21 protein-coding genes are annotated in these 25095 nt (G+C 50.5%); 11 read left to right on the forward strand and 10 right to left on the reverse strand.

The features are described 5' to 3' along the window. The coding region (locus AC2FNV_RS07255; RefSeq protein WP_496772844.1) for a GAF domain-containing protein at positions 1-5051 on the reverse strand (5051 nt) is incomplete at its 3' end. Between the two features lie 531 nt (positions 5052-5582). Here AC2FNV_RS07255 and AC2FNV_RS07260 point away from each other — a divergent pair. Beyond that, a complete protein-coding gene (locus AC2FNV_RS07260) occupies positions 5583-7496 on the forward strand; it encodes a DUF3604 domain-containing protein (RefSeq protein ID WP_217362362.1) in 1914 nt (637 codons plus the stop codon). A gap of 196 nt (positions 7497-7692) precedes the next feature. Here the strand turns inward: AC2FNV_RS07260 and AC2FNV_RS07265 are convergent, their stop codons facing one another. Next, the gene (locus AC2FNV_RS07265; RefSeq protein ID WP_170604213.1) at positions 7693-8814 is read right to left on the reverse strand and encodes a pyridoxal phosphate-dependent aminotransferase; all 1122 of its coding nucleotides are present in this window, start codon (positions 8812-8814) and stop codon (positions 7693-7695) included. Between the two features lie 42 nt (positions 8815-8856). On the opposite strand from AC2FNV_RS07265, the gene AC2FNV_RS07270 reads away from it, so the two are divergent. Beyond that, entirely contained in the window at positions 8857-9612 is a 756-nt protein-coding gene (locus AC2FNV_RS07270) for an N-acyl homoserine lactonase family protein (protein ID WP_170476462.1), read from the forward strand. Between the two features lie 37 nt (positions 9613-9649). Here the strand turns inward: AC2FNV_RS07270 and AC2FNV_RS07275 are convergent, their stop codons facing one another. The 4 genes from AC2FNV_RS07275 to AC2FNV_RS07290 all read right to left on the reverse strand — a co-directional run bounded on the left by AC2FNV_RS07275 (position 9650) and on the right by AC2FNV_RS07290 (position 13731). Beyond that, positions 9650-10378 (reverse strand): SDR family NAD(P)-dependent oxidoreductase, encoded by a 729-nt coding sequence (locus AC2FNV_RS07275; RefSeq protein WP_170604215.1) that lies wholly within the window; start codon positions 10376-10378, stop codon positions 9650-9652. A gap of 263 nt (positions 10379-10641) precedes the next feature. Continuing rightward, a complete protein-coding gene (locus tag AC2FNV_RS07280; protein WP_170604345.1) occupies positions 10642-11556 on the reverse strand; it encodes a DMT family transporter in 915 nt (304 codons plus the stop codon). A gap of 105 nt (positions 11557-11661) precedes the next feature. After that, positions 11662-12843 carry an adenylate/guanylate cyclase domain-containing protein gene (locus tag AC2FNV_RS07285; protein WP_170604217.1) on the reverse strand — a complete coding sequence of 394 codons (1182 nt, stop codon included), beginning with the start codon at positions 12841-12843 and terminating at the stop codon, positions 11662-11664. Positions 12844-13041: 198 nt separating this feature from the next. Further along, the gene (locus AC2FNV_RS07290; RefSeq protein ID WP_170604219.1) at positions 13042-13731 is read right to left on the reverse strand and encodes a DUF6629 family protein; all 690 of its coding nucleotides are present in this window, start codon (positions 13729-13731) and stop codon (positions 13042-13044) included. Positions 13732-14115: 384 nt separating this feature from the next. Between AC2FNV_RS07290 and AC2FNV_RS07295 the strand changes: the two genes are divergently transcribed. The 7 genes from AC2FNV_RS07295 to AC2FNV_RS07325 all read left to right on the forward strand — a co-directional run bounded on the left by AC2FNV_RS07295 (position 14116) and on the right by AC2FNV_RS07325 (position 19005). Continuing rightward, the gene (locus AC2FNV_RS07295) at positions 14116-14340 is read left to right on the forward strand and encodes a hypothetical protein (protein WP_170604221.1); all 225 of its coding nucleotides are present in this window, start codon (positions 14116-14118) and stop codon (positions 14338-14340) included. Between the two features lie 27 nt (positions 14341-14367). Next, a complete protein-coding gene (locus AC2FNV_RS07300; RefSeq protein WP_170604223.1) occupies positions 14368-15039 on the forward strand; it encodes a Crp/Fnr family transcriptional regulator in 672 nt (223 codons plus the stop codon). 84 nt (positions 15040-15123) lie between these two features. Continuing rightward, positions 15124-15555: a YeeE/YedE family protein gene (locus AC2FNV_RS07305; RefSeq protein ID WP_170476475.1), complete on the forward strand. Its 432-nt coding sequence runs from the start codon at positions 15124-15126 to the stop codon at positions 15553-15555. Positions 15556-15559: 4 nt separating this feature from the next. Then, a complete protein-coding gene (locus AC2FNV_RS07310) occupies positions 15560-15988 on the forward strand; it encodes a DUF6691 family protein (RefSeq protein WP_170604224.1) in 429 nt (142 codons plus the stop codon). Positions 15989-16023: 35 nt separating this feature from the next. Beyond that, positions 16024-16905, forward strand: a complete 882-nt coding sequence (locus tag AC2FNV_RS07315; protein ID WP_170604226.1) for an MBL fold metallo-hydrolase — start codon at positions 16024-16026, stop codon at positions 16903-16905. A gap of 21 nt (positions 16906-16926) precedes the next feature. Further along, positions 16927-17265: a protein tyrosine phosphatase family protein gene (locus AC2FNV_RS07320; protein WP_170604228.1), complete on the forward strand. Its 339-nt coding sequence runs from the start codon at positions 16927-16929 to the stop codon at positions 17263-17265. Positions 17266-17271: 6 nt separating this feature from the next. Beyond that, positions 17272-19005, forward strand: a complete 1734-nt coding sequence (locus tag AC2FNV_RS07325; RefSeq protein ID WP_437436810.1) for a SulP family inorganic anion transporter — start codon at positions 17272-17274, stop codon at positions 19003-19005. Between the two features lie 206 nt (positions 19006-19211). On the opposite strand, the gene AC2FNV_RS07330 is transcribed toward AC2FNV_RS07325, so the two are convergent. Continuing rightward, positions 19212-19673, reverse strand: coding sequence for a hypothetical protein (locus AC2FNV_RS07330; RefSeq protein ID WP_170610364.1), 462 nt, complete (start codon positions 19671-19673; stop codon positions 19212-19214). 6 nt (positions 19674-19679) lie between these two features. Further along, positions 19680-19967: a hypothetical protein gene (locus tag AC2FNV_RS07335; protein WP_170604232.1), complete on the reverse strand. Its 288-nt coding sequence runs from the start codon at positions 19965-19967 to the stop codon at positions 19680-19682. 996 nt (positions 19968-20963) lie between these two features. Here AC2FNV_RS07335 and AC2FNV_RS07340 point away from each other — a divergent pair. After that, complete coding sequence (locus AC2FNV_RS07340; protein WP_170604234.1) at positions 20964-22505, forward strand: phospholipase D family protein; 1542 nt, start codon at positions 20964-20966, stop codon at positions 22503-22505. Positions 22506-22780: 275 nt separating this feature from the next. Here AC2FNV_RS07340 and AC2FNV_RS07345 read toward each other — a convergent pair whose 3' ends face one another. Together AC2FNV_RS07345 and AC2FNV_RS07350 are read right to left on the reverse strand one after the other, a co-directional pair. Next, the gene (locus tag AC2FNV_RS07345) at positions 22781-23668 is read right to left on the reverse strand and encodes a c-type cytochrome (protein ID WP_170604236.1); all 888 of its coding nucleotides are present in this window, start codon (positions 23666-23668) and stop codon (positions 22781-22783) included. Positions 23669-23678: 10 nt separating this feature from the next. Further along, the gene (locus AC2FNV_RS07350) at positions 23679-24146 is read right to left on the reverse strand and encodes a c-type cytochrome (protein WP_254442453.1); all 468 of its coding nucleotides are present in this window, start codon (positions 24144-24146) and stop codon (positions 23679-23681) included. Between the two features lie 86 nt (positions 24147-24232). Between AC2FNV_RS07350 and AC2FNV_RS07355 the strand changes: the two genes are divergently transcribed. Continuing rightward, positions 24233-25081 carry a LysR family transcriptional regulator gene (locus AC2FNV_RS07355; protein ID WP_170604238.1) on the forward strand — a complete coding sequence of 283 codons (849 nt, stop codon included), beginning with the start codon at positions 24233-24235 and terminating at the stop codon, positions 25079-25081. Positions 25082-25095 lie beyond the last annotated feature (14 nt).

Consider the following 25095-nt stretch of genomic DNA (forward strand, 5'->3'; position numbering starts at 1 on the left):
ATGGCCTCAATACCGTTGCTGGCCAGATCGGTACGATAGCCCATTTGTTCGAGCAGGCGTATCGCGAGCTTCTGGTTTACCAGATTATCTTCCGCCAAAAGAATGCGAAGTGGATGCCACTTCGCCATATCGGGATCAATTTTGGGTTTTTGGATCCTCCTGTCTTCCTTTGGGGCCTCTGACGGCGCAAAGAGAGTGACCAACGTATCGAATAGCTGAGATTGGCGTAATGGTTTAGTAATATAAGCCGAAAACAAACCTGCTTCGGCTTCGACATCGCGAATGCCGAGTGAACTGAATAGGATCATTGGGATATTTTCGTTCAGTTTGCGAATGGCACGGGCCAGTGCAAGCCCGTCCATCTGAGGCATGTGCATATCCAATATTGCGAGGTCGAATTGTGCGCCCTTCTCTAGCGCCCCTATGGCGTCTTCCGGATTTTTGTATGCGGTCGTTTCGGTTCCCCATTTCAAGGTCTGCAGGGAAAGCACCTTCAAGTTTGTCGCGTTGTCATCGACAACCAGAATTCGCTTGCCTACCAGTTCAGATTGCACACCGATCAAGTCACGAGATTTGGATTTTGGTAATTGGGCGGGTTTAGCCCGGATAGAGAAATGAAAGGTCGAACCTTTACCGACGCCTGCGCTCGTTGCCCACATGGTGCCGCCCATCAGTTCGGCAAGTCGTTTTGAGATAGCAAGTCCCAATCCTGTGCCACCATATTTTCGAGTTGTCGAGCTGTCAGCCTGGCTGAAGGATTGGAACAAACGACCCATCCCCTTCTTGCTCATACCAATACCTGTGTCGCGAACCGCGAAGTTGATCAGAACGTGCTCGTCTTCCGTCGGCGTTGCGCTCACTTTCAAAAAGATCTCGCCCTTTTCCGTAAATTTCACTGCATTCGACAATAGGTTGAGCAGGATTTGCCGCAGCCGAGTGAGGTCGGCACTGATGCCGGGCGGAACATCATCCTCCATCAGATATGCGATCTCAAGATGCTTTTCTGCCGCCTTGTTGCCGATCAAATCTTGTGCTGACTCAATACAATCTCGCAAGTCCAATGGATGATATTCGATATCCATCTGGCCTGCTTCGATTTTCGAAAAATCTAGAATCTCGTTGATTATTCCCAACAACGCATCGCCGCTGTCGCGAATGGTTCGGGCGTAGTCATTTTGCTCATCGTCCAACTTAGTGTCCATCAGCAAGCCGCTCATCCCAATTACCGCATTCATAGGCGTGCGAATTTCATGCGACATCGTGGCGAGAAATGCGCTCTTTGCTTCGTTGGCGGCCTCGGCCGCCTCGCGCGCCGCTTGGGCTTCGCGAAACAAACGAACATTCTCGATGGCAATTACGGACTGATCAGCAAAGGATTCCGCCATAGCAATATCGTCGTCCGAAAACGGCGTCTTTGTTTTTCTAATGAACACAAGTCCACCCAAACATTTGCCACTGCGCATCAGCGGCACACCGAGAAAAGCTTCGTAACCGTTTTCCTCCTGCAACTTTTTCGCCAAACGCGGCAGTTCATGCGACGACAAATCGTGCATATGCATCGTTTTTCCGGACAAAAGCACAGACGAAAGGAAATTGTCTTCTGGGTCAAGCGGATGGCGCGTTTGTCCAAAATTGCGAATTAAACCTTCAGGAGAAGCCAAAGCTACTTGCCACCATTTGTTATCATCCGCCAGTGTTGCGACAGCCAAGTCACAAGAAACAAGCCTTGTCGCGGAATTAACGATGACTTCAAAAACAGGCGTTGTATCGGTCGGTGATTGGCTTATTACCCTGAGCACATCGGCGCTCGCGGTCTGTCGCGCAAGTGACGTTTGGTTATCTTTGAACATACGCGCGTTCTGGATGGCGATAACTGCTTGATCAGCGAAATTCTTTAGTATCTCAATTTCACGCCCAAGGAACGGAAGGCCGCTGCCATCTTCTGCAATTTTGCGTGCAAGAAACAGCGCTCCGACTGCCGTTCCCTTCCACACAATCGGAGCGATAAGGCAGGAGAAATTCCCGACCTTTTCTGCAACCTTCTGAATTACCGGAGATGTGTCGGGACCACGCAGCGCATCCGGGCAATGCACGACTCTTCGTTCACTGATCGCAGTCGCTACGATCGTTTTCGCCACTGGCAGCGGCTCATATCCCCTTGCGCTTAACTCGCCAATTGGACCACGTACCGCGCCCAATAAAATCCGGTCTTCTTCGCCCAGTGTCAAAATTGACAGATCGTTGCACTTTATCAGCTTTTGGCAGCTGTCCAAGATCTTGTCAAAAACCGGTTTTGCGTCCTCCACAGAGTTAGAAATAACTTCCAGAACTTCGGACGTCGCTGTTTGTCGTTCCAGCGCTTCTTCGACCTCGGCAGTCCGATCCTGAACTTCTTGGAATAGCTGTGTGTTGTTAATCGCAATAACCGCCTGCGAAGCAAATGTCTCAAGCAAGCCTATTTGTTTTTCGGAAAAGGCATCGGCCTTGCGGTGGGCCATAACAATAACACCTACCGTCACATTGTTGCTGATCAGAGGCACACCCAACGTCGTAAGGTAGTCGCCAATTTCTGCCGCTTTTTTCCAAGTATAGGTAGGATCGTTACGTGTATCGCGAATATACACGGTTTCACCATGCAAGGCCGTTCGTCCGATGCATGATCCCTCTTCCGGCTTAATCGGATTCTCCGCAAGAAAGGTCAGGAAATCGTCGCTGACGTTTTTGGACATGGCTACACGATACAGTCCATCTTCTGGGTTGATCATGGCGAAAAAGGCGTATTCAGGCTGGCAGATGCGCGAGGCAACATCCAAGATTGAATTAAGGACTGGCGGCAGGTCATTAGGTGATCGCGAAATGACGTCCAGCACCTCGGAGGTTGCGGTCTGGTATTCAAGCGCCTCTTCGACTTCGGCAGTACGACGCTGTACTTCGTCGAACAGGCTTGCATTGTTCAAAGCGATTACAGCTTGCGCGGCGAAAGTTTCGAACAAGGCAATTTGTTTCTTCGAAAAAGCATTGGTTTCTGTGTGGGCGACTGTGATGACACCTACTGTGCGACCATTGTTGTTCATTGGAACGCCAACCGTCGAGGCATAGTTGCCGACCCGCGCTTTATGCGCCCAGCCATAGTCGGGGTCGTTTTCCAGATCAGGTATGTGGACCGTCTGACCTGACATCGCAACACGGCCCGTGGTGGTCGTCTCGTCCGCGGCAAAAGGAGTGCTTCGAACGATTTTGACCATTTCTGGCGACGCATGCCGAATGGCCCGTGCCTCATAAAGCCCGGTATTTTCGTTCAGCAATGCGATGTATCCACCTCTGTGCCGAATTATGCGCTCAACAACTTCTAGTATCGCATCCAGAACTGGCTGAACTTCGTTGGGCGAGCGAGAGATCACCTCCAGCACGTCTGAGGTCGCGGTCTGATACTCTAACGCCTCTTCCACTTCGGCGGTGCGCGCCTGCAACTCGCGGAATTGGCGCACATTTTCAATCGCGATAACGGCTTGGGCAGCAAAAGTTCGCACCAGATCGACGTCATCGTTGGAAAATGGTGCAACCTCGCGACGGTACAGAACGATAACCCCCAGCCCTTTTCTGTCTTTCATTAAGGGAACCGCCAGAACCGACCGAGCGCCTTCTACTTCAACCATTTGAACACGTTTGGGATCACGGTCGCGATAATACAACGGGTCATCTGCTATATCATCCTGCCGGATTATCTGCCCATCATGGATCGGCCGGATGGCCACCAGCTCTTTGCGGCTTAGGGGTTCGTCGAAACCCTTCAAGTTTTCATTGAACTCTGCGCGGGCGCCTACATTGGCCGGGATTGTAACGCGGCCCGTCGCGTGATCCGCGACAGAAAGAAAAGCCAGTTGTGCGTTGCACAGCCGACAAGCATTTTCGAGGATCGTTTTAAAAACCGGTTGGTCATCGTCGCGCGTTTGACTGATTACCTCCAGAATGTCGCGCGAAGCCGTTTCCCGCTCAAGACGAGTTTGGATTTCCCGAAACTGGCGTACGTTTTCGATAGCGATTACAGCCTGAGCTGCGAAGGTCTCGACAAGAGAAATCTCATCTTCGGAAAAGGCCCGCACCTCTTTTCTGTAAATTCCGATGCAGCCAACGGGCGTCCCGTCCGGCTTTAAGAGTGGTACTGTCAGAAATGTGCGAACGCCTTCGTCATCGGCAAGCTGCCTTCGCCACTTGTCTCCTTGAAGATAAAGATCGGTCTCGCGTAGGTCGACCGAGTGTACAATACGCTTCTCGCGAACTGATTGAGCGATCTGAAGGTTGGAGCCCACAGACCAACGGTCGACGCCCACCTCATAGGTCGACAGCGTATCCCCGATATGGGCCGCATATTCCAGATGCGTTCCCTCTGTGTTCATCAATGAAAGGGTGGCAACGTCTGTTTCGCAAAACTGTGCCGTGTTTTCGAGAATGGTGTCGAACACTGGGCGCTCGTTATCGCGCGATGTGCTGATGACCGATAGCACCTCGCCTGTTGCACGTTCGCGAGCGCGTCGATCTTGAAGCGCCTGATATTGTCTGACGTTATCAATTGCGATCGCGGCTTGTGCGGCGAAGGTTTGTGCCGTCGCGATATCGCTGCCGGAAAACGGATTTACTTCGTCGCGATACAGCGCCAATGACCCTACTGCGGAGCCATCAAGTACAATTGGGACAAACAAAACGCTACGTAAACCGATCTCATCAGTCATTGATCGTACGATCGGGTTGCCACCATTGTAGAGTGGGCTGTCAGCAATGTTCGCCCATGTAACCAGTTCGCATCTCACTATGCACTGGGCAAGGTAAGACCCGTCTGCGTTCAAGTTCATTCGCTCAACATCGAATAATTTGATTGCATTAGGTGGAAGCCCGATCTGGGCGGCAAGCTGCATTGCGTCGCCTTCTACCGCCGCCAGAAAAAGCCCAACCATTGGTGCATCGCATATGTCCCGGCTGTGTTTCAGGATCGCGTCGAAAACCGGCCCTTCATCGTGGCGCGAAACTGACATCCGGCTCAGAATGTCTGACATAGCATCGAGCCGCACCTTCAGTTCAGATGCGACCTCTGAGGAAACATCAGGTTTGGCGACATCCGAGTCGGAGAAAGAATCTGTCGTCCGTTTCACATCAATTAATTTAGTATCAGGGCCTAAAGTTGAGTCTTATCCAACGTTAACCCTTTATCGAAAGTGAGAACACTAATTACTCGCCGCCAATATTACTGGATTCTTTGCGGAACGTGGTTTGGAACTTATCGCGTTGTTGAATGCTTGCATCTACATCGCTCCTATCGCCGCGCCTAAGCGTTCTTTCGTATCAAATCGCAACACGTCGGTTTCCAACTCATGATACCAAGAACGGCATCGCAGAACATTCAGGACATCGTTGCGATATTGCGTATTTTTAGCTTTGGCTTGTTTACAAGTCAGACGGCGCTGCTCTCTCTTACTAGTTCAACAAACAGCGTGGTTAATTGATTTTTTGCGTAAATTAGTGCATTGTGTTGCCTAACTTTTTTTATTTTTTCTGTCTGATCCGTTGTTTAAAATTGGGGGGCGAACATGAATAGCGTGAAAACTTTCCCGAATATGGTTAGTGCTTCAATTGTCTCGGTTTTGCTAGCGGCCAACACTGCGCTTGCTTTTGAAGGCGAAGTTCCGCCAGACAATGTGGTTCCAATGCAGAACTACTCGCCGTTCGTAGACAGATCTTATCCTGATCGTGTTTTGTTCGGTGATCTGCACTTTCACACTGAAATCTCATTTGACGCTGGACTAGTTGGAACTTCGCTGAATATTCATGACGCATTTCGCGTGGCACGAGGCGAACGAATTACATCGAACACCGGGCAACCTGTTCAGCTCATTCGACCACTCGACTTCCTCGCAATTACCGAACACGCGGAAATGTTAGGTTTGGCAACAGCCGTGCGTGCAGCGGATCCGCGACTGTTAGCAGACGAATGGGGTCGCCTGACCTACGAGCGGTTCAATTCCGGTCAGGAAGGTCGCATGGCAGCTTTTGCAGACATTATCGAAATTGCTTCAGTTGAGGGGCGCGACCCGACGGCTGGGCTGGATCTGGATGGTGACCTTTGGCAGCAGATTGTAGAGACTGTTGACGATTACTATGAACCCGGCGTGTTCACCTCTCTTGCCGGATATGAATGGACTTCCACACCGCTTGGCAACAATCTGCATCGCGTCATAATCTTTGGGGATGGCGCGGATAAAACAAGCCGGACCCGACCATACACATACTTTGAAAGCGAAGATCCTGAACCTTTGTGGGATTATCTGGCAGCCTACGAAGCCGGGACGGGCGGAAGCGCAATTTCCGTTCCGCACAATGGTAACATATCAAACGGGATAATGTTTGCGCCGACAAAATTTGACGGTTCTCCTATGGATGCAGAATACGCCGCCAAACGTATCCGCTGGGAGCCAATGCACGAAGTGACACAAATTAAGGGTGATGAAGAAACGCATCCAATTTTGTCGCCTGACGATGAATTTGCGGATTTTGAAACCTGGGACGTTGCGAATATTTCTGGAACTGTCGCAAAGACGACTGAGATGCTGCGCTATGAATATGGCCGATCTGCTTTGAAGGTCGGATTAGAGGTTCAACGACAGGTTGGCGTCAACCCGTTCAAATTCGGATTTTACGGGACGACCGACACACACACCGCACTGCCGACCACGCGGGAAGACAATTATTTTGGCAAGTATCAACACACCGAACCCTCTGCGAACCGCCATAACTTTGATGTTATTCCTGCAGAAGATCCGGCACTTCGGATCATCACAGCACAGGAATCCGCTGCCGGCCTTACGGCAGTTTGGGCGCGTGAAAATACACGAGAGGAAGTTCACGGTGCGATCAAACGCAAAGAAGCTTACGCCACAACCGGGCCGAGAATGCGAGTCCGGGTTTTTGGTGGTTGGAACTTTGATGCGGATGACCTTAGTGCATCAGATTTTGTCTCAAATGGCTATCAAAATGGCGTGCCAATGGGTGGTGACCTTGCGAACGCACCGGACGGAGCTTCACCCGGTTTCCTTATCCGCTCCCTACGCGATCCTGACGGTGCAAATCTGGACCGCGTCCAAATCATCAAAGGTTGGATTGACGCGGCGGGCGAAACTCATGAGCGCGTTTATGACGTCGCCGTGTCAGACGATCGAGAGATCGGTGCCGACGGGCGGGCTCGTGAACCGGTTGGATCAACAGTAGACATCGACACTGCGACTTATAGTAATTCTATTGGATCTGCCTCGCTCGATGCATATTGGCAAGATCCGGAATTCGATCCGGCTCATAATGCGTTTTACTATGTCCGAGTAATCGAAATCCCAAAACCCCGTTGGACGACGATCGACGCGGCATTTTACGACATTCCCTTGCCTGAATCTGTTCCAGCTGAAGTTCAGGACCGCGCTTACACTTCACCGATTTGGTACACCTCGAACTAACAGTCTCAGGGAATTCAACGCAGCTTAGCTTGTTAGCAAATGGCTGGATGCAACCATTTGCCGAGTGTTCATTAGTGCCGGCCTTTTGAGTAAACCTAGCACGCTCTCATGGTGATGAACTTTCTAAATTCCACTTCTTGGATCAGGGTTAGTAAACTCAGACGGGAACCATGCTGCAAGTTTTTGAAAACCCTGACTAACTGAGTTCCATCAACAACTTTGACATCCGATCCAACCCTTTGTCCAGATTTGTTGCGGTGCCGCCCCCTACTCCTAAACGAATATGGTTTGGCATTTCATAGGATGATCCGGGTAACAGAAAAGTTCGGTAGGGTTCAGCCAAAAGTCGTTTTGCGAATGTGTCGCCATCAATTCCAGTCAACCTTGCCAAACCGATCAGACCTGCCTCAGGTTTAACCCAGTTAAGCCGAGGTTGATGGGCAACAAATTGATCTAAGTGATTAAGCGTCTGGCTGCCAGCAGCTCGAGCCGACTGAATTTTTGCCTTGTATCGTTCAGGACGCAGCGCGATTTCCGCAATTGTCTCTCCCAAAATATTCATGATTTCACTTGAGTTTTCCCGCAGTACAATGGCGTCCCAAATAAGATCAGGGTCGCGGCAGATCATCCAACCTGTGCGTAAACCCTGCATTCCAAGAGCCTTCGAAACACTACCTGTGGTTATCCCCCGCTCATACATGCCGGCGATCGATGGTGCGCGTTCACCTTCCCATTCTAGGCCAGCATAAACCTCATCCACAAGCAGCCATGCACCGACCCGCTCCGCTATTTTGACCAAACGCTCTAATTCGTCACGCGGCATGAGTTTGCCGGTCGGGTTATTGGGGTTTGTGAGAAAAATCATACGTGTACGATCGGTGACCGCTGCCTCTACAGCGTCGAGTGGAAGAGACCATCCCAAAGCTTCATCTCGATCAATCAACTTTAATTTGGCCCCCACAGCGTCAGCCAGCACACCGGCTTGTGGCCAGCCAGGACGCTCGGTCACGACCTCGTCGCCTGGTTGTACCAATTGCATAAAGGCAAGGTAGTTCGCTTCGGCCGTCCCTGCCGTAATCAAAACGTCATCGGGGTGGCAAGCATCTGCCAAGTCAGTGTTTTCCAGCACCCGCTCGCGCAACCTAGGAAGGCCGCGAAAACTTTTCTGGTTCCAATCCAACGGCAATTCGGGGTCAAGCGCATCCAAAAACTCACCCAAGCGGGGCGGTTCAGAAAGCGAGAAGCCAATAAACGCTTCTGGCTCAGCTTCGGTAGTATCCAGCAGATATTGAAAAAGTGTATGTATCTTGACTTTCATGCCCCACCTTCAATGCTTGCTGTGTACCAAAGGAGAGCTTGCGTGAAAGCTGAAGGTTTTGTCAAAGGGCGACCCGCGGAACTGGCCGTTTTGGATTACGGGCTTTTTAAGGTCCATGCCAATGGTCGTGTTATAGGTATCTGCGGGTTCGCGATCCGAACGGATGCGGACGAGACTATACTTATCGATACCGGTTTCCCTGAAAAATACGCAATCGATACAGATGCGGCTTCGAAAGAAGACCGGTTGTACGAGTTCGGCGAAGTGCTTGAATGTGGGCCAGGCAATCTACCGAATGCACAATTGGCTAAACTTGGATTGAGTTCAGACGACATAACACTGCATGTTTGCACTCATACTCATATTGATCACGTAGGAGGCCTGGATGCGTTTCCCAACGTACCCATCCTGATATCGGCCAAAGAACGAACGCTGCCTCGGCCACTGTATTGGGGCGGTGTTCAGCCTTTGGAATGGCCAGACCGAAACTATCTTCAGGTTGAAGGTGATGTCGCGATTGGACCAGGACTGACGGTGCTTGAAGCCTCTGGTCATGCGCCGGGACAAATCGCGTTGATGGTCGAATTACCTTCCGGCCCGGTTTTATTAACAAGCGACGCGATTTCACGGCCCGCGGAGATCGATGAAAAATTCGTGGGCTCGTGGGACGAAACTGTTGCAATTGCAAGTGCTAATCGGCTGATGGCACTGGCTGCAGAACAGGGCGCTTTTGTGATTTATGGGCATTGCCCGGAGCAGTGGCCCAAATTACGAAAAGCCCCCGAAGTTTATACCTGAGTATAATCAAAACATGGGTGATGCAGCTGTTTGTTATCTAACGAACATCTCTTCCTTGGTTGAGTATGATAACATTACCGCTGCAAATATCGCCTGCAGGCGAGATAAGAAAGCTGACCCAATCTGCGACTTGTGCAGGTTGCATCGCTTGTCCGTGTGGCATCGCTTCAATCGCACTTTGCAGTACTTGTTCTGACAAGACTCCAAATAGCGGTGTTTCGGTCATGGCAGGCGCGATGGAGTTCACACAAATTTTTTCGCGGGCGTAGCGGCGCGCGAGGTCTTTGGTCAACGTATCCATCGCCGCTTTGGACGCCCGATAATGCGGTGGGTCAAAAACATCGAAATTATAGGCTCCGTTGGAAGAGATATTGACGATCTTTTTGACTCCTTCCCGTGCCAGCATCAACGGAACCGCCTCTTGGCAGCAATGAAATGCAGAGGAGAAGTTTATTGCCATTTGCTGGTCGAATTCGCTGCTTGAGATTTCTGGAAAATCCGACATAAAACACGTGCCTGCATTGTTGACGAGCACATCCAAACCACCATGCTTTTCCTTGATGTCGGAAAACGCGGCTGCAATTTCGTCTGGTTGTGTCAGGTCAAGACAAACTGGTTCGAAATACGCGCCGATTTCTGTCTCCAACTTATTCAGTGTGCCGGCATTTATGTCGATACCGACCACATGCATGCCATCAATTATTAGTTTACTACAGATGGCCTGCCCCATCCCGCCAGCAGCTCCGGTTACAATCGCTGTTTTCATTGTAAATCCTTTTTTCCGCATCAAAATAATTGGTTTGAGTTTCTGATGCGAAGCTAGAGTGTTCAAAGTTCATCCGCGAAAACTTCGGTCGGCACTTGTAGAGCTGAATCTTGGCAAATTTTCAAAATGTCAGACTGAAGGCACATCCAAAAACCAGATCTCCTGAACATAAAGATTGAGCTTGCCACTGTTGTTGAGCCAAACAATTTTCCTGGATTCATGTTCGTATTTTACCCTCATAATAGCTGACGCGCCAAAGCTGTTCAGGGGCTTGAGAGTGGAGGCGGTCTTCGCACTACCCCTGTAATCGCATTTCCTATGATGGCTGCCAAAAGGACAACACCGCCCAAAAGAGTATTTGTTGTCGCAGTCTCACCGAGAAATATCCAAACCCAAACCGGGGCCAGGACGACCTCGGCTAAGGACAGTAAGGTTAACTCTGCAGCAGGCAAGCTGCGGGACCCAATGGTATAAAGGATCAGGCCCGCGCCCACTTGGAATATGCCCATTCCCACGGAAATTCCGCCGTCACGTGGTGACAGAATCAGCGGAATGTCAGTCGCGATACATATCACGAGCGTTAGCGCGATTGCGAAAAGTCCGGAAAGAAAAACGGCTGGCAGCATTTCGCCAGACTTTCCCCACCTCAAGGAAATCGTGAAAACCGCGAAACCAAACGCAGAGCCCAAAGCTGCAAGACTGCCTTTGATCACTCCGCCAGACGATTTGTCGGCGACCATGATGGCTACCCCCGCGATTGCGACAATGCAGGCAATCCAGGTCGCCTTCCTGACGGCTTCTCCAAGAATGATCCGTCCTAGAATAGCGGCTATAAAAGGCGCAGTTGCAAACAATAACATCGCGTTTGCCACTGACGTCGTTTGAATGGCGTATATTCCGCCGGAAAAAGCTAAAACAAGCGCCATTCCAGCTAAGACAACTGGCAATCCGACTTGGCGTATTTGAACAAACGGACTTTCACCTGATCTGATGCGAATGACGACATACAAAAACAAGCTCAGACTGATGGATCGGTACAGGAGAATTTGCCATACGGTCGCGTCTTCGATCAAACGTACGCCCAATCCAATGGTGGACCAAAGAACACCTGCCGAAAAAACAAGGAGCAAACCTCGTTCTCGCTTGTCTGGTAACGTTGATGCTTCGCTCGACAACATTGGATAACCCACCGCGCCCATTCCACTCGAAGTCGAAGTTAAGACAAAACCAACAGGTATTATCTCTCAATTGCGACGCCCAAACCTTTTGCCGACAAAAGTAAATCAGTCAGAAAAACCCGAAATGCTTAATACGCGGTGGACTTGTACCGGGGTGGCAATCCCCTTTAATTCCACTTCACCGAGCTCTTCGGTTTGCGCAGTGTCTTCAATGTCCATCAACGCCCTTTGGTTTATGAGTATTTGCCCATCACTCGCAACATCACAGAGCCTGGACGCAGTGTTAACCACGCCACCTATCGCGGTGTAATCGGCCCGACCATGAAACCCAATTAGCCCGAGCGTTGCGTATCCGCTACTGACTCCAATACCCAGACCCATTTTATGGCCAAGTTTCTGCCAAGGTGCGCGGATATTTTCAAAGGCAGCTCTGATGGACATCCCCAGCCTCACTGCCTCTAGTACAGGTTGATCACATGGCACAGGGTCGTTGAAAAAAACCATTAAGCCATCCCCTGCACGATAACCAATCGTCCCTTTGTGCTGGGCAACCAGATTTCCCACTTCGTCGTGGAATCGCTGCAGAACCGCGATTACTTCTTCTGGTTCAATGGCTTCTGAAACAGCTGTGAAATTTCGAATGTCGCAAAAAAGACAGGCAATGTATCTCCTATGCGTCTTGAGAAGTTCGTCACTGTCATTTTCAACAACAAGTTCTGCTACCTGCGGGGCAAGAAACTGTTTCAATCGGCCAAGCCTGTCTATTTCGGTTTCCTGACGCCGCACCCTCTCGGTTAATCTTTCGTTCAGTGCTCTTATCTCTTGGGTTTGATTGCGAACCGTGTAGTTCAAAGCATCAAGGATGAAATTCTGGTTCAGTAGGGCTGCTATGACCAATAGAACATAAGCCAACGCTTCGACGCGTTCATCATAACCAAAGTAAAGCGTTACGATGAGTGTCAGGGCAGCAATCCCGCCAATTACAAGCGGGAGTTCTTTGGAATGCCGCTTTCTGTCTCTCCACAGGAAAGCAACCGCCAACAGTGCGAGAACCCACATCAGCACCGCTTGCGCATGAGGGTTTATTGAAAATGACTGAAAGCCAAAAATATATGTCGCCAATATCCCTGAATAGCATGTCGCCAATGAGGCCAGCGCAGCCACCACAGCTCCGAACCCAATCGGCATTGAAATTCTGAACTCCTCGGTCGCCACCCCGAACCCATCTGAAACAGCACGGGTTACGGAATCTGATGTGGAGTTTTTTGCGTTTTCTGGATCAGACATTGTTCCTGTCAGCTATCGATCCACATCAGAGTACGTTTGTTCTTTGAATACGTCAAAAACAGGGGCGCCCGGCGTCCTTGCGGTGGCAAAGCTGCACTAAAAACCGAGTAATGCTTGTATACCAGAAATAAATAAGTTTGGCGGCAAGCCTGTTAATTTGGCGCCCAAACTTAGTTGATACAACTTGGTTCAAACTCTTCAACCTTCGGCACGACCAACCAGTTGATGCGTATCCGGATAACGGAAATGCAAAACGCAATAAATGTACACGGACAAAACCGCCGCAACAAAACACCAGATCGATGTGAAAGCATGAGAAGCAAAAAAGAACCCCACGACAACAGATACTACGATAAGAAAACCAAACCCTCGCAGACCTTTGTCGCTTGATCCTACCAGTGGTATGCATATCACCAACGCATAAAACAGGCGCGCGATATTTTTAGTCGCCTCTTTCGGATACAGCTGCGAATTTTCGTATTGAATTGAGTGTTTTGCGATACCAATGTTGAGGCTTTCCGGTGAAAAAAGTACCGGCAAGTACAGGAACATACCCAAGCCGACCCCTATGCCACAGATCGCTTGAAAGATTTGCTGACGCCTCCGATCCACTTCGATCAATGAAGCTGACAGGGGTACCCAGGTCGGCCAAAACAAGTAGGCGAAAAACAAGAACACCAACGCCGCCGCTGCCGAAGGACTGGAATACGAGCTGTTAATAGACACCCACAGGAAACCTTCGGACATTTGCTGAACCCCGAAGAAAAACGGAAAGCTGGCCAACGGAAGAAATCGGACACCTTTTTGAAATGCCTCTCGAATAGTAAAGCCACTGAAAGCCACGAGCGCGGCACCGGCTATAAAGCTGGCTTGGGACGAAAAGCACATAAAGAACCTCCTCTTCCCTTTTTTACATAGCCGTCCCGATCGAAGCAAAATTTACGTTTGGTTCCAAGCAACATTTGACCTCGTTATAGGAAAAATTTCTTTGCTAAATTGTGATTGCCAACGGAAACGCGATCTCGTCGGACACATATCGCCAGATAAATATGATGCATTCGCAATTGGGCGCTGGTCGAAATGCCCAGATGCCAGAAGTTGTTCCCAGGATACAAACACTTTTATTTGGATCTATTTTTTTGTGACCAACTTCCCACCGAACCGAAAGGTTTATTGGTCAATTCCCTTATTTTTCCATTCGTTGGCCGTTGGTATAATACTTTGAGGCACCATTATCCGAAAATTTGAATTGTTGCCCAAGGAGGATAGTCTATGCCGAGATGTAAGCTGCCAACTGCTCTTGCTATCTCGATTGCTGTAATGGCTTTCTCGTCTGCCTATGCAGATGAATTTGATCCTTCAATTCTTTTTCCTCCTGCTTCTAATTTTCGGGACGGATGGTTGCGTACGGCAGATTTGGTTTTCTCTTCGGTTCAAAGACTGGCCGTTTACAACACTTACTCTTTGGGTGCTTTGTATAAGACTCATGCAAACTGACTGAAATCTAGTAGAAGTGGACGACTATTGGCGAATTCCGTTGGAGATTGGACAGAAAGCTTTCTTGGCACCCGAAACCTGCCCCGCCGGGTGCGTGACAAACTTCTGCGCGAAGCGCGCGTGGTCACGTACAGGCAAGGACAACAGGTATTTGGTCCTGAGAATATCCCTGACAGTCTGATGTTTTTGCAAACCGGTCGGATTCGGGTGTCGCAAAGTTCTGATGTCGGACGTGAGATCGTTCTTTATCGTGTCGAGGCTGGTGAGAGCTGCGTACTAACGACGGCCTGTATGTTGTCAGAAGAGGCTTACAACGCCGAGGGAATTGCCGAGACAGATGTTACGGCTATCACGTTACCCAAGAATTCGTTTGACCGACTTGCTGCCGAAGAAGATAGCTTTCGTCGCTTTGTTTTCTCGGCATATTCGCGTCGCTTGATTGATCTGCTGCGCGTTGTTGATGATGTCGCCTTTGGCAGGATGGATGTCAGATTGGCTGAACGCCTTCTTGTATTAGAGGGTGGGCAAGACGAAATCCAAACAACGCACCAGGCTCTTGCGAATGAGCTTGGAACTGCGCGAGAGGTTGTTTCCCGCATCCTTAACGACTTTCAAAAACGAGGAATGATCCAGCAAACAAGGGGGCGGATAACTCTGCAAGACAAAGCTGCACTAGAGCATTTGGCACAAAGCGAATGAATTCGTCAGTTAGGTGACATTGTCACTGAAATAGCGCCGCTCGACCGGTAATCAGGTTTCAACTTGAACGACCGGAGACTTTTTATGGAAACCGCATTTACACCCTTCGCTTCGTTTGGAGGTGGGCTCGCGATCGGCCTTGGCGCTGTTCTTCTTATGCTTGGACTGGGGCGTATCATGGGCGCCACGGGCATCTTGTCTGGCTTGGCATTCCCCGAAAGCCGCGAAGAATTCGCTTGGCGAATTGCCTTGACAATCGGCATGATCTTAGCCCCTGGGGTAATTTTTGTGGTGACCGGGGCCATGCCTTCGCTTTCGGTTCCAGTCAGCCCGGCAATGATCGTCATCGGCGGCGTTATCGTTGGCCTTGGCGGTAGCCTTGGGTCCGGCTGTACATCAGGTCACGGTGTTTGCGGATTGTCGCGCCTTTCGGTTCGTTCCCTGGTGGCTGTTCCGACATTCATGGCCACCGGAGCAATCACTGTTTTTCTCATCCGTCACGTCTTTGGAGGTTAATCCCATGAAGATGATATTCGCCCTTTTCACGGGTCTCGTGTTTGGCATTGGCATTGCTATCTCGGGTATGATGGACCCGGCCAAAGTACTGAATTTTTTTGATATCGCCGGAACTTGGGACCCAAGTCTTGCCTTCGTAATGGGAGGCGCCTTGTTGGTGACGTTCATAGGCTACCGTGTGGTTTGGCGTCGTTCTGCCCCTATGTTCAGCGACGGCTTTCAGTTGCCTACTTCGAAAACAATTGATGCGCGTTTGATCGGCGGTTCAGCGCTGTTCGGCATCGGCTGGGGGGTCGCTGGCTTCTGTCCCGGCGCCGCGATTCCGGCGCTTGGTACCGGACGATGGGAAGTCGCCCTATTCCTTGTTGCCGTTATTGCCGGTTTCGGATTGCGTCGATTGCTGTTCGGTCAAGTCGCCAAGGCGACCGCCTAAGGCCCTTACTTGATAGTTTTTTAGGAGTAAGAACGATGAACTACCCCGTGAACATGCGGATCAAGCCACAAGTACAAGCCTTCTTTGATGAGGCTACAAACACCATCAGCTATATCGTTAAAGACCCGACCTCAAACTCGTGCGCCATCGTCGATAGCGTGATGGACATCGACTACGCGGCTGGGCGTATAACATACGATCACGCGGACGAGCTGATCCGCCAGATCCAGACGCAGGGGCTGAAGTTGGAATGGGTCATCGAAACCCATGTCCATGCGGATCACCTGAGTGCAGCTCCATATATTCAGGAAAAGCTCGGCGGGAAAATCGGCATAGGCTCGAAAATTTCGATAGTGCAGGACACTTTCGGAAAGGTCTTTAACGAAGGAACCGAATTCCAGCGCGATGGAAGTCAATTCGACCAGCTGTTTGAGGACGGCGACACCTATATGATCGGCAATATGCCGGCCTTCGCCATGTACACACCAGGCCACACTCCAGCTTGCATGGTCCATGTCATGGGTGACGCAGCCTTTGTTGGGGATACGCTGTTTATGCCCGACGGAGGTTCGGCTCGTGCGGACTTTCCCGGAGGCAACGCGGCTACTCTGTACGACAGCATTCAAAAGGTTCTGGCACTACCTGATGCGACGCGGTTGTTCATGTGCCACGATTACGGCCCAGGCGGTCGTGACATCCAGTGGGAGACAACTGTTGCTGAAGAAAAGGCGAATAATATCCATGTCGGTGTCGGCAAAACAAAAGAAGATTTCGTCAAATTCCGCACAGAACGTGACGCCCAACTTGCGATGCCAAAACTGATCATTCCATCGCTGCAAGTGAATATGCGCGCCGGGGAAGTTCCAACCGATAACGATGGCAACCCCATGCTCAAAGTGCCTGTGAACCAGCTCTAAACTTTTGAAAGAGATCGATTTATGGACATCAAGAAACTCTCGGGTCAATTTGCGACCTGCGGTCAGGTTGTGCCCGGCGACATGGACGAGATCAAGAAGCTCGGATTTAAGTCCCTGGTTTGCGCCCGCCCGGATGGTGAAGCAGAGGGCCAGCCACCATTTGCCGAAATCGATAAGAGTGCACGCGCACAGGGTCTTTCGATGCAATATATTCCTGTAAGCCCGTCTGGCCCGACCGACTACAACCATGTTGCTTTTGCCGCCGCATTAGCAGAGTTGCCTGGGCCCGTCTTAGGGTATTGCCGCAGCGGACAGCGGGCGACGAAGCTCTGGCAAGCTCATCAAAATGCGCTGGGATAGCAATAGATGTTGATGCGGGCGGCGCAATTTTTGCCCATCCTTGGCTGGGCGCACAGCTATGGTCGGGAACAGCTTTCCAACGATCTGATGGCGGCGGTTATCGTCACGATAATGCTGATTCCGCAGTCATTGGCCTACGCGCTGTTGGCTGGGCTCCCACCAGAAGCCGGTCTTTACGCCTCGATCGCTCCCATCATCCTTTACGCGATATTCGGTACCAGTCGCGCCTTAGCCATTGGGCCAGTTGCCGTTGTCTCACTTCTGACAGCGTCGGCGGTTGGTCAAGTCGCCGAACAGGGTTCGGCAGGCTATGCCGTCGCGGCCTTGACCCTCGCGTTCCTCTCAGGCGGGTTCTTGTTACTCTTAGGTCTATTTCGCTTGGGCTTTCTGGCTAACTTTCTGAGTCACCCAGTTATTGCTGGCTTTATCACAGCATCCGGCATTTTGATCGCCGCCAGCCAACTGAAGCATATTTTTGGTGTGAATGCCCACGGCCATACACTGCTCGAGATCCTATTATCCCTTGCTTCCCATCTGCATGAGTTAAATTGGATCACGTTATTAATCGGCGTCAGTGCGGCGGCTTTCCTATTTTGGGCCCGTAAGGGGCTAAAGCCTGGATTGCTGCGCCTGGGTGCTTCAGGGCGTTTGGCCGACGTTCTAACCAAGGCGGGACCCGTTGCCGCTGTCGTCGCCACGACAGTCGCTGTCTGGGCTTTGAATCTAAGCAGTCAAGGTGTGAAAATCGTTGGTGAGGTCCCCCAAAGTTTGCCACCGCTTGCTATGCCAGGTTTTGCGCCCGATTTGCTAGGAGCGCTCTTGGTTCCAGCAATTCTGATTTCAGTGATCGGCTTTGTCGAATCCGTATCGGTTGCCCAAACACTTGCAGCTAAGAAACGTCAACGTATCGACCCGGATCAGGAACTTATTGGGCTTGGAGCAGCCAACATCGGTGCGGCATTCACAGGTGGGTATCCAGTCACGGGTGGGTTCGCTCGCTCGGTCGTCAATTTTGATGCCGGCGCAGAAACTCCAGCCGCGGGAGCCTTTACCGCATTTGGTCTGGCAGTTGCTTCGCTGGTCTTGACGCCGCTGGTCTATTTCCTGCCCAACGCTACTCTGGCAGCAACGATCATCGTCGCTGTTTTGAGCCTTGTGGACTTTTCAATCCTGCGCAAAACGTGGGAGTACTCGCGCGCGGACTTTATCGCAGTTTCAGCCACCATTCTGCTTACACTGGGTCTTGGCGTTGAAATTGGCGTGGCCTCAGGTGTGGCAATTTCAGTGTTGTTGCACCTTTATAAAACCTCGACCCCACACGTTGCTGAGGTTGGTCGCGTCCCCGGAACAGAACACTTTCGCAACATTCTACGTCATGAGGTCGAGACTAACCCGACGGTGCTAAGTCTGCGGGTGGACGAGAGCCTCTATTTCGTAAATGCCCGTTTTCTTGAGGATCTTGTATACAGTCGCATTGCCGACGGCTCAGAACTGAAGCACATCGTTTTGATGTTCTCCGCCGTTAATGAGGTGGATTATTCCGCGCTGGAAAGTTTGGAAGCGATCAATCACCGACTTAAAGATCTTGAGATTGGCCTGCATTTGTCTGAAGTTAAAGGGCCTGTAATGGACCGGTTGAAGAGGTCTCATTTCATCGACGATTTAAACGGCCAAGTGTTTCTGTCACAGCAGAATGCATGGAACGCGTTGTCTGGGGTAACAACGTCTAGGGATGCGTAGACGTAGAAAAAAAGACCTCTCCTAAGCCCACCAAGCCAATTGCCGTGCTCTTTGGACGAATGCAGGTTCAATCAAACTGCAGGGATGGCAGAGTGAGGGCTTGAGGAACTGGCAACTGTTAACCAGGTGCATTTTACCTGTAAGGAGGCAGTGCAAGTATGGGGCGAACGGCACACTTAACCCAAGTTCTTCTCTTCCCTGTGCGGTCAGTTCTTTTTGTCTTTCAGCACGGCAGTCAGAATGGGCAACAGAAGCGTCGACAGTGACCCTAATGGATTTGATCCTAAGTTCTTCAGCGCCATGACAATGTCGCGCGCTTCGTCAGCCATACCTTCAAGGTCCGCCTCGATATCTGCAATCGCCATGTCCCGCACTTCAACAGCCGGAGCGATTTCCTCTTCCACACTGGTGCGCTTGGCGGTCAACGCCAAAAAAAACGCCAACAACAAATTGGCTACGGCAAGCACGGCTGCAGATCCGGCAGACGGCAACCATGTTTTCAAGACGAAATACATGGAGATGTTCAACAGCACCAATCCGGCCATCGCGGCAATACCTGCTAAGGCAAGCATCACGGTTTGCTGTTGTACCACAGCCAAACGACGGCGGGTAATCAAGCGCTCGGTCCGATAAATCGTGGTAAGGTTCCTACTAATCCGGTTCATCATTTTTCCCTATCTTTGTGCCCTGCCGACAGCGTATCCCAATGCGAACGCTGCAAGAATAACGGTGATTGGGTAGTCCTTTTGCAAACGGCCAATTTCCTCGACCAACGCCTCTCCCACATTCTCGACTTTGCTCAGGTCTATTCCTCTTTCGGCCAGAAGCTTATGAATGTCATCCGCTGACCCGTCTTGTTTTTTTGCATTAGTCTCGGTAGCTTGTACTGTCTTGGATTCCAGTTCTGCATTTCGTGCCCGGAGTCTCTTCAATTCAGTTTCAAGTTCAGCCTTCGAAGTCATGACTTGGCGGTCCCTTGGTTTCAGGTTGGGAATTCGTGAACATTAACTCACATGGCCAACAGGACAGAAGACATTTGTGATATTTCACAAAGAATAATTAGGGCTGTTTTTTTTGCCGCTGTAACACAATTGTTGCGACAATGAACGTAGCCTAAATTTGGACACCCACTTTGCATGCGAAACAGTGGTTCATAACGTTTAGGTTTCTGATTTTAAATCCTAAAATAACCGCGACCCAAAAAGAAGTGCTAATCAATCTTGACAAGAAAACCCATCGCAATTCCGTCGACGCTCGACGTCTAATTCAGTAGAGGGGTTGTTATTGTTACGTACCTCACCATCGCTGATGAATTATAGGTATCGACCGACAGCGATCCATGAACGAACGGCTGCAGGTAGCTTCCAGTAAGCCCCGCCGGCAATGCCGCGCTATTTCCGGATTAGCATTCCCACTTCGAGACCTGGCTCTTCGAAATGTTCCAACCCCGCCTTAGCACAGGTACAAATTCGGCCCTCTCCGTCGTGCGCCCATATTACGCTTTAGGTAGAGTAACCGACCAAAACATTGACAGGTTCAATCCTGCTCTATCCTCTCCCAACCGCGTGCAAAGCTGAAATAAGGAAAATGTCTGATACAAACGGAATATTGCACCACGCATCGACAACTTTATTCCTTTTGTAAATTTGACCCAGGCGCGGAAGCTAAAAACATTGTTCACCTTGTTAACAAGCCTTGCAAAGTTTCCATACAACGAGACAGTGATTCAAAAATCGCCTGCCATTTAAGCGGAAAAGTGCACCGAGGGATTACAATCAAATGCAAGTTTGGACTCGTAAAAGACGAACGATGCTTTCTTTTGAATAGCCGCTTTGCCCGAAACGGGACACAACGCAGCGCTAATTTTCTCGCCCAAGCGTAAGTTCTTGAAAAACTAATCGGCGATGGGTCAAATTCAGGAACAAAGCAAACTAACGTACCAAACCACGAGGCTAGGAATGCGGCTGATCAAGATTTTTTTGATTTTGGTGGCGGTGATCGCAGTTGCCATATTCGGGTTAAGGTTGGCATTCCCCCTTCCCAAAGAAAACTTTTCCGAACGAACATTGAAACAAGATCCCGATTGGACCGGTCCCTTGGGGGCGACTATTCAAAATGCGCTTGAACGGAACCCCGGGCTTGACGGGGTACGACCGTTAGGCAACGGGCGCGCAGCCTTTGCGGCAAGAGCAATCCTTGCGAGAGAGGCGGTCTCGTCAATCGATGCGCAATACTACATTTGGCAAGACGATGTAACAGGCCTGATGCTACTAGACGAGCTGAGATCAGCCGCAGAACGCGGTGTGCAGATTAGATTGCTGGTCGATGACAACGGCATATCTGGGTTGGATGATTTGCTTGCTGAGTTAGATGCACTGCCGACTGCCAATGTACGCATATTCAATCCGTTTACACTCAGGCGGCCCAAGCTCCTGTCTTACGCATTTGATTTCAGCCGCCTTAATAGGCGCATGCACAACAAGTCAATGACAGTGGACGGCGTTGCCACGATTGTCGGAGGTCGTAACATAGGGGATATTTACTTCGACTACGGAGCAGGAACTCATTACCTTGATGTAGATGCGATAGCCATTGGCCCGATTGTGGACGAAGTTTCACAATCCTTCGATTCCTACTGGAACAGTGCTTCATCTTATGACGCAGACCTTTTTTTGAATGTTCCAAAAGGGCAAAACCTTCAAGCCAGGGCAGAATCTGCGCGCCAGACTGCCGCTGGGGCGGGTTATCAGAAAGCGATCACCGAGAACGAACTGGCTGATCGAATAGCGGCACACGACCTTAAATTCGAGTGGAGCGAAGTCACTCTTTTTGTCGATGATCCGGCAAAAGGCTTGGGCGAAGTCAAAAGCGAAAACTTAATCGTTGAGCAATTGATTGATTTCGCCAATGGTTCTCAAACCTCACTTGACCTGGTGTCAGCATATTTTATTCCCGGTGAAAGAGGCGCCAACGTTCTGGAAGAATTAGCCCGATCAGGTGTGAAAGTTCGAGTTTTGACCAACTCACTGGACGCTACAGACGTAATGCCAGTCCACGCCGCTTACATGCGGTATAGGGGCGATCTGCTGAAAAGCGGTGTGGAATTGTTGGAGCTTCGAGCTTTAAGGCAGGAACATCGTGACCGGAGCCTGCCAGAGATATTAGCGGGGTCAGCGTCGGGTTTGCACGCGAAAGTCTTTGGATCGGATGGCCAAAGAGTCTTTATTGGCTCGTATAATCTCGATCCCAGATCGGCACGTCTCAATACTGAAATGGGACTGTTGGTCGAAAGCCCTGCGATTGCTGCGTCGCTTGCTTCGCAATTGAACAAACCCGACTTTGCGTATCGCGTTGAACTCGACAACGATGGTCAGGTGATCTGGATGCAAGAAGAAAAAGACGGGACAGTTATCGTTCACGCCACAGACCCAGAAACTAATGGCGTCCAGCGTGCGCTCACAGCTGTCGTTCGTTGGTTGCCAGTCGAATGGATGCTGTAACGGGTCGCCGAATCCAATATTTAACATCTCATTCGCCCACCTTATCGACATGTGAGCCCATCGATGTATGCAATGGTTGCTAAATCTACTGCACCACTAAAGTTTCTGTATTGCACTTTACAAAAGAAAACCATTCGCAAAGCCAAGCGAAGTTAAACCGATCCCTTAATCTTTGTTTTTAAACATTAAATTGTCTCACTGTGCGTCCGCGACTGTTCAAAATAGCCCGCTGGCTTTACTCAATCAACCGACTGCCCTGAACCCAGATTAATCGCCTATTTGGGAACGGCCTTTAGGTAAGCGGCAATTGCCAATCGATCACTATCGGTGAGCCGCGATGTGTTCTCGATGACTTCCACCATTTCTCCACCGGCGCTATCGTAGTCCGGGGTGAAGCCCGATTTCAGATATTCTGCGATGTCGGCTTCGGACCAATCAAGCTGGTTAGTGGTCAAGCCGGGAATTCGACCTTTTCCATTGGGATTTGGCGCACCTGCCAGCCAAAGATCACGCTTCAAACCACCTAAACTGTTACGTGGTGTATGACATTCAGCGCAGTGGCCCAGCGCCTCAACCAAGTATCTGCCTTGCTGTTCTTGATCGTTCAGATCTTCTTGAACTACCCAACCGGGTTTCAAATACAGAAATTTCCATCCTCCCAAGCTGCGCCGAATATTGAAGGGAAAGCCAATCTCGTGCGGGTCGCTCTCGGTGGCGACAGCTGGAAGTGTGTTCAAAAAAGCATGAAGCGAAACAATGTCTTCGGCGGTCATGTTGGTGTATGAGTTATACGGAAAGGCCGGATAATAATGTTCCATCTTAGGACCCGTGCCATGGATTAGCGCATTTGCCAAATCCAGCGCGGACCATGAACCGATCCCAGCCTCAGGATCGCTGGAAATGTTAGGCGCTACAAATGTACCGAAATCCGTCTGAAACCGGCGACCGCCAGTTAGTAAAAGCTTTTCATCCCCGCTGGCGTCTGGCGCCGAGTGGCAAGATGCGCATCCTGCCGCATAGAAAACCGACTCACCTCTTTTAAGGTCTGGCGAGATTCCGGCTAGTTGCGCCTCGTCTACTCTCTGTGGTCGGGTTAGCATCAAACCAGTCAACCCAACCACAGTAACAACGCCTGCAGCGAAAAGAAGAATTCGCCGCGCCATCAGCGCCTCATTATTCTTTTGGCGCTCTGTAAGCTTTGTGACATGCCGAGCAGGCTCCGCCTAGATCACCCATCGCTGCCTTTAACGCTTCGACATCTTGTCCTGCCGCGGTTTGCATGGCAACAGCGGCGTCGGCCATCGCCTGCCCCTTGGCACCAACATCCGCAAAGTTCTCCCAGATAGCAGGCAAAGCGCGCGAGGAAGGGTCTGACGCATTGTCGGAACCGGCAGGCCACATCGCGGATTGATCGATCTGGGTCAGAACGACCAAATTATTCGCGGCTCGAGTTGCCGCTTCGGCATCATATTCCACGTCTCCCTTGGCCATGCCGCCGAGCGCACCAAGGTTGAAGGCATAAAGTTGCATTATCGAAGTCCGAGCTTTGACAGCTGGGTTTTCACTTTCATGGGCAATGGCTGTTCCAATCACGGCTACTGACAAAAGACCTGCCGTGAAGATTGAGAACTTCTTCATCATGATGTGTCTCCCTGTTGAATACATAGAATTCTAGCTTGAACGAATTTTCTTGTAATTGTTTGTTATTTGGCGTCAGTTGTCAATTTATGAACAGCCAAAACTGGGATGATATTCGATACGCACTTGCTGTGAACAAATACGGTTCTTTGAATGCTGCTGCGACGGCCCTGGGCGTCACGCATGCCACAGTTCTTCGCAGGGTTGCTGCATTCGAAGAGCGCAATGGTTGCGTGATATTTCAGAAGAACCCGTCAGGATATTCCGCGCTGCCTGAGGCTAGAACAATTCTGTCAGCGATGGAAAGTGTTGAAGATGCGGTACTTTCTGTCGAGCGTGCAATTGTAGGAGCAAACCAGTCACCAGTGGGCCAAGTACGTATTGCGTCCACTGACAGCCTCTGCCAACTCGTGCTGCCCAAGGTAATAAGCGATATTTCTGCGCTTTATCCCGGTCTGGAATTGACACTGTTGAGCGGAAATAGCCACCATGATTTATCAAGATTGACTGCAGATATCGCAGTGCGTCCGTCGGTTCAACTTGGGGAAGGTCTCGTTGGAGAGCGCTCGGGAACATTGTCGTTTGGAGTTTATGATGACGGTTATCCAAATCGAAAATGGATGAAGCTTGATGGGGCGTTGAGCCGCTCGCTTCCAGCTAAATGGCTGGCGGAGCACGTCGATGCTGACGAAATAACCACCGGGGCAGACAGTTTTTTGGTTCTTCAGCAGATGGCTGCTAAGGGAGTGGGCAAAACGTTTCTGCCCGCATTCATTGGCGACGCGGATCCCCGACTTCAAAGAACAAAGAACGTAGAACCCAAAATCGAGGTGCCACTCTGGGTCGCGACATTAGAAGAAATCGCGCATACACCCAGATTTGCCGTCGTACAACGGGCTTTGGTGGAACGCATATCTTTGCTTTACCTTGAAACCTGACTTTAGGCGTTCTT

This window comes from Ruegeria sp. BHSA163 (genome assembly GCF_059613365.1).